Raw genomic sequence first — 12,963 nt, forward strand, 5'->3', positions numbered from 1 at the left:
CCGGCGACATTCGGCAGAGGCGTCGAACGGCAACTCCAATTGCTGAGCACCGTCGCGACCGATGTTGGACACCGCGAACCCCACCAGCGTGAGACCGCGCTCGGCGATCAGTGGGGCTGCCGCGGACACCAGACTCCTTGCGGTAGAGAGGATCACATCGGTCGAAGCCGTGGCACGTGGCAGGGTATGCGACCGGGTGACCCGGCCGAAGTCGTCGAATCGCAGCCGCAGCACGACTGTGCGCCCGGTACGGTCGGACTTGCGCATCCGGCGGGTGATGCGATCGACGAGGTTCACCACCACCGCATCTATCTCGCTGTGCGGCATGGTGTTCCCGGCGCGGCCCAGTGCCCGCTGCGCTCCCACTGACCGGCGTCGGACGCCGGTGACGACACGCCGCCGGTCGATGTTGTGTGACAACGCGAACAATTGGTGGCCCATGCCGCCGCCGACCAGTGAGCCGAGCATGGCCTCGCTCAACTCGGCGACGTCGGCGACGGTGTGGATGCCGTGGGCGTGCAGCTTCTCGGCCGTCTTGGCGCCGACGCCCCACAGCCGGCGGACGGGCAGCGGATGCAGGAACTCCAACTCGCGGTCGGGCGGGACCAGGAGCAGTCCGTCGGGCTTGGCCTCCTGGCTGGCCACCTTGGCGAGGAACTTGGTGCGGGCGATGCCGACGGTGATCGGCAGGCCGGCGCGATCCAAGACCTGTTCGCGTAGCCGAGCGCCGATCTGCACCGGAGTGCCCGAGACGCGGCCCAGGCCGCCGACATCGAGGAAGGCCTCATCGACCGACAGCGGTTCGACCAGGGGAGTGGTGTCACCGAACACCTCGAACACGGCGGCACTGGCGTCGGAGTACGCCGACATCCGGGGCGGCACGACGATCGCGTGCGGACACAACTGCCTGGCCTGACGACCGCCCATCGCGGTGCGCACCCCGTAGGCCTTGGCCTCGTAACTCGCTGCGAGCACCACGCCGCCGCCGACGATCACCGGGCGGCCGCGCAGCGACGGATCATCGCGCTGCTCGACCGAGGCATAGAACGAGTCGAGATCGGCGTGAAGGATCGTCGCCTGACCCAATCCCTGCTGAGCGGACACGAACATATGTTCGCACCGTCGTCCGACGCGCTACTGGCTTTCGCCGTAGATGCTGGTCAGCCAGATGTGCGTAAGGGTGCCGACGATCCGATCCCTGGCCACGGCGCCCTCCTCGGCGACAAGCGTCGCGGTCATCGCGCGCTCGTTCATGTGGTTCAGTGACGTCGCGAGATCCAGGGCTGGGATGGTGTCGGGCGCCGCGCCACGTTGGCGTTCGGCCTCGATCAACGCGGCGGTCTGGTTGATCCACTTCTGCATGAAGGCCGACCACACCGCTCGGACGTCGGGGCTGGTGGCCAGTGCCTCGGTGCCCGCGCGCGCCACGACGCCGCGCGCGCCGAACGAGTTGAAGAACGTGCTGATGCCCTCGCGGAAGGCCCGTCGGGGATCGACGGGCAGCGCCTCCATGGCACCGTGAAAACCGGTGTCGGCCTGCTGAATCAGTGGATCCATCAACGCCAGGAGCACGGCGTCCTTGGACGGGAAGTAGAAGTAGAACGTGGGGCGGGAGAGGCCTGCGCCCTTGGCCAGGTCGTCGACGGAGATGTCGGCGAACTTCTTGTCCTCCAGCAGCCGCTCGGCGGTCGCGAGAATCGCTGCCTCGCGGTCGTCGCCCGACGGCCGCGTCGAACGGCGGCCGCGTGCGGATCGAGCCGCGCTGGTGGTGGTCACGGCGGTTACTTTACTGCATGTCGGATTTCTCGACACACTGTTGACCTATTCAACACTGTGTTGATAACGTGTCGCCATGACCGAACACCTCGACGTTCTGATCGTCGGCGCCGGCATCTCCGGCATCAGCGCCGCCTGGCACCTGCAGGATCGTTCTCCCTCGAAGACCTACGCGATCCTCGAGCGCCGCGAGAACATGGGCGGCACCTGGGACCTGTTCAAGTATCCGGGCATCCGCTCGGACTCCGACATGTTCACCCTCGGTTTCCGGTTCAAGCCGTGGACGTCGGCCAAGGCGATCGCCGACGGACCGTCGATCCTGGCCTACATCAAGGAAGCCGCCGCCGAGAACGGCATCGACGACAACATCCGCTACCGCCATCGGGTGATCGCCGCCGACTGGTCGGACGCCGAGAACCGCTGGACGGTCACCGTGGACACCGGCGACGAAGAGGCCACGATGACCTGCTCGTTCCTGTTCGCCACCACCGGCTATTACAACTATGACCAGGGCTATTCGCCGACGTTCCCCGGATCCGAGGACTTCGAGGGCACCATCGTGCACCCGCAGCACTGGCCGGAGGACCTCGACTACGCCGGCAAGAAGATCATCGTGATCGGCAGCGGCGCCACGGCGATCACACTGATCCCCGCCCTCGTCGACAGCGGTGCCGGCCACGTGACGATGCTGCAGCGTTCGCCGTCCTACATCGGCTCGCTGCCCGACGTCGACCCGATCGCGGTCAAGGCCAACAAGTACTTGCCCGAGGCGGCGGCGCACGTGGTCAACCGCTGGAAGGCGATCATCTTCAGCACCGCCCAGTACCAGCTCGCCCGCAAATTCCCGAAGTACATGCGCAAGACGCTGCTGACGATGGCGCAACGCAGGCTGCCCGAGGGCTACGACGTCGAGAAGCACTTCGGCCCGCGCTACAACCCGTGGGACGAGCGGCTCTGCCTCGCCCCCAACGGCGATCTGTTCAAGGCCATCCGCAAGGGCAACGCAGACGTCGTCACCGATACGATCGACACGTTCGTGCCCGAGGGCATCAGGTTGAACTCCGGCGAGGTACTCGACGCCGACATCATCGTCACCGCAACGGGTCTCAATCTCCGGCTGTTCGGCGGCGCGGCGATCCGCCGCAACGGCGAGCCCGTGGACCTGACGCAGTCCATGTCCTACAAGGGCATGATGCTATCCGGCATGCCGAACATGGCCTTCACCATCGGCTACACCAACGCGTCGTGGACGCTGAAGGCCGACCTGGTCTCCGAATTCGTCTGCCGCGTGCTGAACTACATGGACGACAACGGTTTCGACACCGTCGTGCCCGAACATCCCGGTGACTCCGTCGACGAACGTCCACTGATGGACTTCACCCCCGGATACGTGCTCCGCGCGCTCGACAGCCTGCCCAAGGCCGGCTCGAAGGCGCCGTGGAAGCTCAAGCAGAACTACTTCCTCGACGTCCGGATGATCCGTCAGGGCAAGGTCGACGATGAAGCGCTGCACTTCACCAAACAACGTGCGGCACTGAAGGTCTAGCCAGGTCTAGCCAGCCCCCGCCTCTCCGCGAACAGACGCAAAGGTGCCCGACACGCCGTAGGTTCGAGCACCTCTGTGTCTGCTCGCAAGGGATGGCTCGGACGCTCGGAGGATCGTGCGCTCAGGAGGCGACGACCACGATCCCGTCGTCGTCGCAGTAGGCGATCTCACCGGGAACGAACGTCACCCCGCCGAATGTCACCGCCACGTCGCGATGGCCTTCGCCGGTCTTGGTGCCCTTGCGCGGATTGGTGCCGAGCGCCTTGATCCCGATGTCCATGGTGCGCAGGGCCGCCGCGTCGCGTACCGCGCCGTGGACCACCAGCCCCGCCCAGCCGTTCTCGACGCCGAGACCGGCGATGACGTCGCCGACGAGCGCCGTATGCAGTGATCCGTCGCCGTCGATGACCAGCACGCCGCCGTCTCCCGACTCCGAAAGGACCGACTTCAGCAGTGCGTTGTCCTGGAAGCAGCGCACCGTGGTGATGGGTCCCGCGAACAGTGTCTTCGCGCCGTAGTTCTGCAGCTGCAGGTCGCAGCTACGGACGTCGGGGTAGATGTCGTCGACGAGGTCGGCAGTCGCGCGCGGTTCGATGGTCACGCGGCCCATTATCCCGTCCCAGGCGGCCGGCGAGCCGGCTCTCGCCGAGTCGTTAGTCGTCGTCGGAGTGGCGACGCGCCAGCAGCACGACCAGTACGGCCAGCACGCCCGCAGCCACGGCGGCGACCAATGGCATCCGGGACGGCTCGGGGCCGGGCAGTGGAATGGGCGATGGGGCAGTTGCAACCGTCGACTTCGCTTGTGCAGCAGCCTCTTTCGCGGGAGACGTCTGCGGTCGAGCGCCATTGGTGACTGCCGCGGCCGCGGGCACCGCCGCAACGGGTGGTGGTGGCGCGGCCTTCTTCGCGGGGGCCTTCTTCGCAGGCGCCCCCTTCTTGGCGGGGGCCTTCTTTGCCGGCGACTTGGCGGGCGCCTTCTTGGCGGGGGCCTTCTTCGCGGCCTTGGCCGGCGCCTTCTTGGCGGGCTGCGGCGGTGCCGGGTCCGCGCCCGGCGGCTGATCCCTTGGCGGGTCGCCTGGTCGATCCTGCTCGTCGGCCATAGTGGTTGCTCCTTTGCAGTTTCAGGTGCAAGAGTCGGCGTTCGGTCGGTGGTCGGCAGTGCTGCCCATCATGCCAGTTGGCCTCATCGCGTCAGCCCGTGACCGCCAGCGCGGCTGCCAAGGTGAGACCCACGGTCATGACCGCCAACTCGATCCGGGACCTGATGCCCGACGCGCCGGCCGTTGCGCGGTGAGCCCGTGCCGCGGGTAGCCAGCCCGCCCGATTCCGCGACGCCAGGGCGACGAGTGCCACCGTCACGAAGATCTTGGCCAGCAGCACCCGCCCGTATCCGGTGACGTACAGGGCCGCCGGGGAGTCCAGCGTCACGACCGCCCCCAGCACGCCGAACACCAGCAGCACGACGACGCAGACCAAGGACACCTGGGAGAACCGGGGCAGCACCCTGGCCCACTGGCCGCGGTGCGTCACCGTCAGTACCAGCGCGGCCAGCGCGCCGCACCAGACGGCCGCGGCCAATGCGTGTACCGCCACCGCCACGCCGCCCAACTGGCTTTCCGAGAGGTGTCCGACGAGGCTGCGGCCCGCCACGCCCATCGCGGCGGCGCCCGTGGCGAGCACGCCCGCGGTCGAACCCGGGCGCACCCTCCCCGGCGAAGTAGTCGCCACGAGGCACACGACCGCGGCCGACGCCAGACACACCACCCCGGCCCGACCCACCGCAGTGTCGAGCGCGAACTCGACGGTGATGCGCACGCTCAGCCGTCCGAGTGTCGACCCGGCCGCCTCCGATGCCCCGACGAAGAGCCGACCGAGTTCGGCCATCGCCCACACCGCCGAGACGACGATGAGCGGACGGGCTGCGCGGGCGGCCAGTTCGGCGCGGTAGCGCTGCGCATCGAACGCGGGCACGACGACGAGTCCGAGCGCCACTACCGCCGCGATGTCGGCAAGGGCCCGAATCAGCATGGCCGCAGGCGAATTCTGCGGGAACGCCAGCCACCACGCGACCGCAGCGGCCGCTCCGACGCATCCCGACCCCAGTGCCATCGCCCGTAGCCGGATCACCCGCGCCGTCGTACCGCCACCAATGCGCCCACGCCGACGATCACCGCGGCAAGCACCACGAACGGCCACATCGGCACGCCTCCGCCGTCATCCCCCCGCCCAACGGGTGGACCTGGCGACCCGCTTCCCGCCACGGTCAGCTCGAAGGACCACGCGCCGTTCACCACGTGGCCGTCGGCAGAGGTCACGCGGTAGTTGACCGTGTACTTGCCGGTCGGACCCAACGGCAGCAACACGACGCTGGCGACGGCGCCCCGAATCTCGGCAGGACCCGTCGACCACAGATTGCCGTCGGGCCCGACCACGGTCATGGCTGCGAAGTTCGTCTGCAGTTGCTCGTTGAACGTGGCACTCACCCGCGCAGGCCCCGCACCGACCGAGCTGTCCGGTGCGGGGTCGGCCGAGACACGAACGGCATGCGCGGACGCGGTCCCGGCGCCGGCAAGCGCCAGCAACGCGAGAACCGCGAGAACCGCACTGAAGAGTGCCGTGGCGACGAACCTGCGGGTCATGCGCGGCGGCGTCCCAGCAGGGCCGCGACCACACCCACCGCCGCCAGGATCAAAGCGCCACCCGCCAGCCACCGAGCCGTGTTGTCGGGAGCCGCCGCGGGAGCTGGTGCAGTGGGTTCGGCTGCCGTTGCCGTTGCCGTTGCCGTTGCCGTTGGCGCCGGTGGCGGCTGATGAGCGCCTGCTGCGCCGTCGGCCGGGCCGGTCAGGTTCAGCACCGGCGCCGGGTACTCGGGCTCGGCACCGTTGGCCAGCGGCGGTTGATCCCAACGCACGACGGTCCCGTCCGAGTACGTCTGGGTGGCGGGGAGGGTGACCGACGGCTGGTCGGGCAGCGTCACCGAAACGTGGAACAGGGCGAACTGGTCGGACGAGATGCCGACGGTGGGAGCCGCCGTCCACGTCACGGACCGCACCGTTCCCGCGGCGGCATCGCGGTCCAGCCGTGCCGTCCAGCCGGGCATGACTTCCGTGCTGGCCGATGCCACGTTGGGCAGTGTCACGCTGAATTCCGTTGTGAGCGCCCCCTTCTCGGATTCGCCGGGAACCTGGAAGGTCAGCACCGAAGTGCTGCCGGGGGCCGCACCGTCGGCGTCGACGTGGACATGGGCCGAGGCCGGTCCCGCGCCAGACAGGAGGGCGATGGACATGGCGGTGCCAGTGGTGGCGGTCGTGATGAGGGCGCGCGTATACGCCCGGTGTATGGATCTCATGTAGTTGGTGCCTTCTGTGTCGTCTGGTCGTGGTCAGTGGGCGAAGCTGACCGGAGGACCTCGATGTGACACGGACGCGGCGAGGCTGAGCGCAGAGTGCAGTGGTTGGTCGGCGCTGCCGACGACGGTCGTCGACGCCTCGGCTATCGGGCGGGGCGGCGAAGGTGTGGCGGTCAGCAGCGTGCGCGACACCGCGGCGCAGAGACGTCCACCCGCCGCGATGAGCGCGGCGCCGACGGCGATCGCCACGACGTGCGCCGCGAGCATCAGGCCGGCCGAAGCCGTGGCGGCAGGCGAATGGGAGTGTCCCGCTGCGCCGAGCACCGCATGGCCCAGCAGCTGCCCGACCGCCAGCACGGCGACCAGGGCCTTGAAGTCCGCGGCCTCCTGAATCGTGGCGACGAGCGCTCCGAGCGTGACCGCCAACAGCGTCAGTAGCGCGGCGGTGGCGCTGGACGGCAGCTCACCGCCGGCCGTCGAATGTGCCGCAATCGCCAGCGCGGCCGTCAACGCCCCCGCCGCCGCTCCGCGCAGGCGTGCCGCGGGTGCGGTCGGGCGATGGGGCCTTGGCTTGATCAGAGCACTCCGAGACGGGCCATGAGGTCGGCCTCCACATCGTCGAGCTGCCCAGTGATCGCGCTGTGTGCCGCCCTGCGCCGTGGCGTCGGCATGTTCTCCGCAGCCGTCACCGCCGCGGAGAGGTCGCGAAGCCGCTCGGTCACCGCCGCCGCGAACTGCTTCGTCTCGGTGTCCTTCGGCTTCTTCGCCGCGACCTCGGCCAGTGTCTGCTCCGCCCCGGCGATCCGTGCGGACAGTGCCCCGCCGGTTCCGGAGAACTGGCCGATCTGGCTGAGCGGAACGCCGAGCCGGTCGGCGCGGCGCTCGTCCACGTAACCTCGTGCCGCGATGGCGACGCGGTAGGCGACCGGGACGACGACCGGAGCCAACATCCGCGAAACCGTCAGTGCCCGGCGAATGCGCGAGGGTGAGAGCAGCTTTCCCTCACGAACCGCCTTGAGCTGGGTCTCAGCAACCTTCAGGGCGGCCTTGTCGGTGTCCTTCTGAGCCTTGATGCCCGCCTTGATGGCCTTGGACTGCCGCTTGCCGTCCGCCTTGATGCGTCGTGCCTCGTTCTTGGCCGAGAGCTTGGCCTCCAGTTTCGCCTTCGCCTTGATGGCCCGAGCTTCGGCACGCCGAGTTGCTCGGCTCTTACGCCTCGTGAACAGGCCCATCCGGCTGCCTCCCGGTCATCTCGTCGTGATCTGGCGATCGTGGCTGCGCTGGTGCTGCCAACCCTAATGCCGCCGCCGCCACTGGCCGGTTCCGCCCCGTCCGAAGCGCGCCGATTCCGGCTGCCAGCAAACAGTTGACCATGATTGTGCAAGAATCGTTGAGGATCGGCGACGCCGACTGCCGGGTGCCACGGGGGCACCCTTCCGGCGTCGTGGGAGGTGTGCGGACGTGGCTATGCGGATACGCATCGCCGCGGCAGCTTTCGTCGTTGCGTCGGGGCTGTTCGTGGGGGGTGCGGGTGCCACGATGGCGTTTGCTGCTCCCGAGGTTGGCCAAAGCGGCGAAAACCGTGGTCCGCAGGCCGACGACCACGGTGGCCGCGCTGGGGCTCCGCCGTCGGGAACGACGTCGGAAGATGGGTCGGCCGGCGAACCCAACACCGGGCCCACCTCGCGTGCAGGAACCACCGCAGGGCCGTCGAAGCCAACCTCGCAAGTGGGTGACGGTCGCAGTGGACTTGACTCGAGGCGCCACCGCCCTGGCGCGGGTGATTCACCCGGCGGCAAACGTTCTGACCCAGATCCGATATCGCCTCCGCTAAACCATCCGGCGACCCCTGGCGAACCAGTCAAGACCGGTCCGCCGGGGGTGGGCGAGGGCGGGCACGGTTGGGACGGGACGTATCCGAGAGGTCCCAAGGTAGGGGGTTGGCCGGGGGAGGGGCCCTGTCCTCCTGGCGACGACCCAGACCAACCGCCCGGATCTCCCCCCGGCGGTGGCACCGGTGGTGGTGGTGGCGGCGGTGGTGGTGGTGCCGTCGCCGTACCGCCAAGGGGGCTTCCGCAGACACCGCCGGTAATGCAGCTGCCTCCTCCGAGGGAACTGCCACCGGTCGTCCCCGGAGTCGTCGATCCGGTCGCCGACGTCATGGCCGGATTGGCCACGGCGGCGTCTGCTCTGCCCTTCGTACCGATCACGCTGCCCGTCGTCGTCGCTCCCGTCGGTGCCGGAGCCGGCGGAACGGGTGGTCCGGGCATTGGGCCGCGACCCGGGACCCCTTCGGCGCCAAGGGCTTCGGGCGCACCGGGCAACGACCAGCCGCCGCAGAGGGCCAGCCGTCAGAATCCGCCCGCCTACGGCGCCAGCAACGGTGTGACGCCAGAGTCCTTCCGGGTCGGGTACGGCAACTACCTGCGCAACGCTGGAATCGGGCAGGTGGCGGCGGTCGCGGTGCCCGGCGTCACGGGAATCCTGATCATCACCGGTGCCGGTGGATTGTTGGGGTACCGCCAGGCCCGAGCAGGACGCGCCGTCCGGGCCACCGGCACGGCACGCTTCGTGGGTTGATCGGATTCGTCCGCTGCAGCGCGAGAGGACGGGAATAGTGGACTCATAGAAAGGGGGTTCGTATGCCAGCCAGCCGTCGTGTCACACGTGCCGTCAGTGAGGTCCTCGATCTCGCGCCCCGACGGGGTGAAGTTTCACTCGCACGTCTCGTCGTCTCCGTAGCAGAAGACCGCGGAAGACCGATCGAGCTCAAGATGGCGGACCTCCCGCCGGGCGTCTGCGGTCAGTGGCGACAGTACGCCGACCGCGACGTATTCCTGATTCAGCAGGGTCTGCCTGCGGGGGACCGGACGCTGGCCCACGAGTTGGGTCACCTGGTGCTTGGGCACGAGGGAATCTCCGTGGTGGACGCGGCGAAGGACACCACCGAACTCGCGAGCTCCGACCTCATCGGCTACATGCTCAACCAGCGGACCGGCTGCATGGGCCCTAGCGGTGAGGACCTCGAGCAGGAGGCCGAGGACTTCGCGGCACTGCTGATCTACCGTCTGGGCCGATTGCCGTCCGATCGCGCGTCCATCGTGCAGGTGCGGCTCGGAGAGGCGTTTGGTTGATCATCTGGGTGATCGCCGGTCTCCTCGGACTGGCAACTGGCCTGCGCATCGGCTGGGCACTCGTCAACAAGCAGTCTCTGGTCAGCGCCGCGATGATTCTGGCGCTCGGCAGTCTCGGGCTGGTGGCTGCGCTCAACTGGCAGCCGCTGACGCTATTGATCGACACCCTGGTCCGCTGGCCCAACGTGTCCACGGTGTCGAGTCAGGTGGCGCTCATCGCGTGCGCGGCGGGCAGTTGCGTGATGATCACCTCGGCGTCGTCAGAGCGCAAGCCGTCGACGATTCGTCGCATTGCGATCATCCAGTACGGCGTGGGTGCGCTCATTGCGGCGCTGACATTGGCGTCGTTCTTCACCTCGCCACAACAGCCAGAGATGGCGCCCGAGGAGTATCTGCGGCGCAACCTGGGCTCGGGAGCGATGACGTTGTCATGGCTTCTACCTCTGCTGTACGTCATGCTCGCGCTGACGTTGGTGGTTTGGGCGGGAGTGCGTCACTCCAACCGCACTCGTCGCGGCCGCGCCCTCTTCGTGTTCACCACCGGCGTTGTGCTGATCGTTCTGGCCAGCGCATTCTTCCTGCTGAGGGCTGTTGGTAGCACCGGATTCATCGGCGTCGGGGCCGCGGCGACCCTGCTGGGGTGCGCCATGCTCGTCGTGGCGAGCGGATCGTTGTTGCCCAGTGTCGAAGACTGGTTCGGTGCGAGGCGCGAGCTGCGTGTCATCCAGCCGCTGCTGGAGGAGCTCAGTCGTAGGCATCCCAACGTCGGAATCGGGGTCCGCCCGCGCGGTCCCCTGTTGTTCCGCGTCGCGGAGCAAATGTCACTGATCTCAGATGCGTTGTACCTGGAGGCAACCCGCGCCCTCGGTGGCGATGCAGCCGCGGCGGCGGAGGAAACGGCCCACCAGGATTCGCCGTCCGTGCCACCGGAGGAGCAGGCACTGCGCATCGCCGAGTGGATCCTTGCCGGTCGCGGCTCGGAAGGCGACTCGGCCAAGGTCAGGTTTCCGGGACCACATTGGCTACGCCAGCCGTCGTCGTATTCAGATCGCGAGTGGATCCTCGCCATCGCCGACCAGTATCGAACGCTCGAAAACCGGGTCAGCGTTGCGGCGTCTTAGCCGAACCGGGATCTTGATTCGCCGGATACCGCGTCCCGACCGACTCGAAGTCGGACCGGGCTAATCGTCCAGGTGCTCTTGGCGACGGAGCTCGTCGACCTTCTGCACCAGGTCCTGCTGTGCCTCCGGCGACAGTCCGACGGTGCGCGCCGCAATACGGCGGATGCCCTCGTCGCGCATGCTCGCGAGCCAGGTCAGCTCCTTGTCCAGCTTCTCGTAGTACTCGTCGTCGGTGAAGTACGCCGGCTTGATCCGGAAGAAGTTGGCTAGGGCGGCCATGGTCGCCACCGAGGGGTTGGTCCGGTTGCCTGACCGCAATTGGGAGAGATACGGCGCCGACATCGTGACGCCTTCAGCCTTGAGCGCGGCAATCACCTCGGCCGACGTGTGGGGTCCGCGTCCCGGCGGGTAGACGGTGTCGAACAGCCGGTTGAGCCGGGCGCTGAAAGTCATACTCATCTATCTGTCCTCCACTTGCGTTACGAGCTGTCATCCCTGGCGAGGTATTTGCTGATCATCGTAGCGACAGTTCTGCCGACAACCAAGTGCAAACGAACGAAAAGTCCATTTCGAACTAGTCGACGGCCCATCACCCTGTTCTCTAGCCGCGGTTATCTCCAGTGCAAACCGCGCCGTGGTGCAGTTCCACTGAGCAAATAATAACGCTTGAGTTGTTTTGCCCCGTTGACGAGTGACGGCGTGCGGGTCACAGCGAGCCCGAATTTCGCTCCCGGCAATCTACCAACGGACCCGGCGCGACGGCATCAGCAATTTGCCCGAAAAAGAAAAGGTCCCGCAAACAGGTAGCTATAACCGCGGCTTTCGCGCACGTCAGTCACCGGACCTTCGAAGACGGCTCTGCGCTGTCGGTCGTTCGACTGACAGTAGCCAATGGGTAGTTAAGCAGTATCCGGCGACGAATCGAGTATCGGGGGGGAGTCGGCGTGGGCGCGTCGGCGTTTCACGAGGCCTGCGACCGCGGTAGCCAGCCCGCTCGCGGCGACCAGCGTGGTGGTGGCCACGGCCACCCACGGCCAGCCCAACGCGTTGTCGAACAGAAGCCACAGTCCGAACAGTAGGAACAGGACGCTGGCCAGGCTGTGCAGGAACCGCTCGGGCAGCCGCTTGTGCAACAGCGCACCCACGGCGATCGCGACACCGTCGGCCAGCACCATCCCGACGGTCGCCCCGATCCACACTCCCGCCCAGTTGTGATCACTCGCCAGGGCGACCGTGGCGAGCATGGTCTTGTCGCCGAGCTCGGCCAGGACGAACGAGGAGATGACGGCGAAGATGACGTAGCGGGGCTCGGCGACTTCGACTTCCTCGTCGTCATCACCCTTGCGGCTGCCGTGCCACGTCCACGCTGCGAACAGAAGGAAGGCGGTGGCGGCGGCGAACGCGATCGGCCGCTGGGGAAGCGTCAGGCCCACGAAGTGGCCGATCGTCACCGATAGTCCGTGGACGAGGAAGGCGGCGATCGCCACTCCCGAGAGCACGACCCACCACCGGTGTCGAAGGGCGTACGTCATCGTCATCAACTGAGACTTGTCGCCGAGTTCGGCGACGAAGACGACACCGAGGCTGACAAGAGCGGCGGACAACACCAGTGAGCCTTTCGACGCGTCGCCGGCGGCCAGCCGAAACCTGACCTACCGGACATTCGGTCGAAGGTCTCGCCCACCGCGTGGTGCGGTTCGCCGGCCGGGCTGTGCGCCAGTATGTCGACACGACGATTGGGGGCTACTCCCCTTCGCTGATGACTTGACGATAACTGCGGATCAGCGGCCACGCCAGTGCTCGACGCGAGTTCGGGTACCCGTATTCTCGGATTCGGGTATCGGATTCTTGGGCGCGAAAACCCTTATGCCGCAAGCAGCATGGCCAACACTGCAGTATCGGGATGGGTGATGGGGTCGACGCCGACCCGGCTGACCATCGAGGTGATGGTGCCATCGGCCTCGGCCTCGACCCAGGCAGCACGGTGGTCGAGACCGAGATGCGGAAGGCCGGGGAGCAGCACGCAGCCGGACGCGG

At 67.6% G+C, this 12,963-nt stretch carries 15 protein-coding genes and 1 pseudogene; 4 read left to right on the forward strand and 12 right to left on the reverse strand.

What is annotated here, in order from left to right; translation table 11 throughout:
* Both dinB and QOI01_RS31250 read right to left on the reverse strand, forming a co-directional pair.
* Nucleotides 1-1,110: DNA polymerase IV (gene dinB, locus QOI01_RS31245; RefSeq protein WP_526387309.1), on the reverse strand; the 1,110-nt coding region annotated here is incomplete at its 3' end.
* A 24-nt stretch (nucleotides 1,111-1,134) separates the two neighbouring features.
* Nucleotides 1,135-1,776, reverse strand: a complete 642-nt coding sequence (locus tag QOI01_RS31250) for a TetR/AcrR family transcriptional regulator (protein ID WP_526387311.1) — start codon at nucleotides 1,774-1,776, stop codon at nucleotides 1,135-1,137.
* Nucleotides 1,777-1,852: 76 nt separating this feature from the next.
* Here QOI01_RS31250 and QOI01_RS31255 point away from each other — a divergent pair, with 76 nt between their 5' ends.
* On the forward strand, nucleotides 1,853-3,322 hold the full coding sequence (locus QOI01_RS31255; protein WP_526387313.1) for a flavin-containing monooxygenase: 1,470 nt from the start codon (nucleotides 1,853-1,855) through the stop codon (nucleotides 3,320-3,322).
* 121 nt (nucleotides 3,323-3,443) lie between these two features.
* On the opposite strand, the gene rraA is transcribed toward QOI01_RS31255, so the two are convergent.
* The 7 genes from rraA to QOI01_RS31290 form a co-directional block, all read right to left on the reverse strand.
* Nucleotides 3,444-3,932, reverse strand: coding sequence for a ribonuclease E activity regulator RraA (rraA, locus tag QOI01_RS31260; RefSeq protein WP_526387315.1), 489 nt, complete (start codon nucleotides 3,930-3,932; stop codon nucleotides 3,444-3,446).
* Nucleotides 3,933-3,975: 43 nt separating this feature from the next.
* Nucleotides 3,976-4,422, reverse strand: coding sequence for a hypothetical protein (locus QOI01_RS31265; protein ID WP_526387317.1), 447 nt, complete (start codon nucleotides 4,420-4,422; stop codon nucleotides 3,976-3,978).
* Nucleotides 4,423-4,513: 91 nt separating this feature from the next.
* Nucleotides 4,514-5,431 carry a CopD family protein gene (locus tag QOI01_RS31270; RefSeq protein WP_526387334.1) on the reverse strand — a complete coding sequence of 306 codons (918 nt, stop codon included), beginning with the start codon at nucleotides 5,429-5,431 and terminating at the stop codon, nucleotides 4,514-4,516.
* A gap of 14 nt (nucleotides 5,432-5,445) precedes the next feature.
* Nucleotides 5,446-5,961 carry a copper resistance CopC family protein gene (locus tag QOI01_RS31275; protein ID WP_526387319.1) on the reverse strand — a complete coding sequence of 172 codons (516 nt, stop codon included), beginning with the start codon at nucleotides 5,959-5,961 and terminating at the stop codon, nucleotides 5,446-5,448.
* Nucleotides 5,958-6,671, reverse strand: coding sequence for a YcnI family protein (locus QOI01_RS31280; RefSeq protein ID WP_526387321.1), 714 nt, complete (start codon nucleotides 6,669-6,671; stop codon nucleotides 5,958-5,960). The genes QOI01_RS31275 and QOI01_RS31280 overlap by 4 nt, the downstream gene beginning before the upstream one ends.
* Nucleotides 6,672-6,704: 33 nt before the next feature.
* On the reverse strand, nucleotides 6,705-7,181 hold the full coding sequence (locus QOI01_RS31285; RefSeq protein WP_526387323.1) for a hypothetical protein: 477 nt from the start codon (nucleotides 7,179-7,181) through the stop codon (nucleotides 6,705-6,707).
* 65 nt (nucleotides 7,182-7,246) lie between these two features.
* Nucleotides 7,247-7,903, reverse strand: a complete 657-nt coding sequence (locus QOI01_RS31290; protein WP_526387324.1) for a DUF6474 family protein — start codon at nucleotides 7,901-7,903, stop codon at nucleotides 7,247-7,249.
* 859 nt (nucleotides 7,904-8,762) lie between these two features.
* Here QOI01_RS31290 and QOI01_RS31295 point away from each other — a divergent pair.
* The 3 genes from QOI01_RS31295 (at nucleotide 8,763) to QOI01_RS31305 (ending at nucleotide 10,926) form a co-directional block, all read left to right on the forward strand.
* Nucleotides 8,763-9,251: a hypothetical protein gene (locus QOI01_RS31295; RefSeq protein ID WP_526387326.1), complete on the forward strand. Its 489-nt coding sequence runs from the start codon at nucleotides 8,763-8,765 to the stop codon at nucleotides 9,249-9,251.
* A gap of 62 nt (nucleotides 9,252-9,313) precedes the next feature.
* Nucleotides 9,314-9,805: an ImmA/IrrE family metallo-endopeptidase gene (locus QOI01_RS31300; RefSeq protein WP_526387328.1), complete on the forward strand. Its 492-nt coding sequence runs from the start codon at nucleotides 9,314-9,316 to the stop codon at nucleotides 9,803-9,805.
* Nucleotides 9,802-10,926: a hypothetical protein gene (locus tag QOI01_RS31305; protein ID WP_526387330.1), complete on the forward strand. Its 1,125-nt coding sequence runs from the start codon at nucleotides 9,802-9,804 to the stop codon at nucleotides 10,924-10,926. The genes QOI01_RS31300 and QOI01_RS31305 overlap by 4 nt, the downstream gene beginning before the upstream one ends.
* 60 nt (nucleotides 10,927-10,986) lie before the next feature.
* On the opposite strand, the gene QOI01_RS31310 is transcribed toward QOI01_RS31305, so the two are convergent.
* The 3 genes and pseudogenes from QOI01_RS31310 to QOI01_RS31320 form a co-directional block, all read right to left on the reverse strand.
* Nucleotides 10,987-11,385, reverse strand: coding sequence for a helix-turn-helix domain-containing protein (locus QOI01_RS31310; protein ID WP_163744574.1), 399 nt, complete (start codon nucleotides 11,383-11,385; stop codon nucleotides 10,987-10,989).
* A gap of 440 nt (nucleotides 11,386-11,825) precedes the next feature.
* Nucleotides 11,826-12,533 carry a TMEM165/GDT1 family protein gene (locus QOI01_RS31315; RefSeq protein WP_526387332.1) on the reverse strand — a complete coding sequence of 236 codons (708 nt, stop codon included), beginning with the start codon at nucleotides 12,531-12,533 and terminating at the stop codon, nucleotides 11,826-11,828.
* 257 nt (nucleotides 12,534-12,790) lie between these two features.
* A pseudogene (locus QOI01_RS31320) lies at nucleotides 12,791-12,963 on the reverse strand (peptidase); the annotation flags it as partial.

Origin of the sequence: Mycobacterium sp. (assembly GCF_032162605.1) — a bacterium.
Classification (GTDB): Bacteria; Actinomycetota; Actinomycetes; order Mycobacteriales; family Mycobacteriaceae; genus Mycobacterium.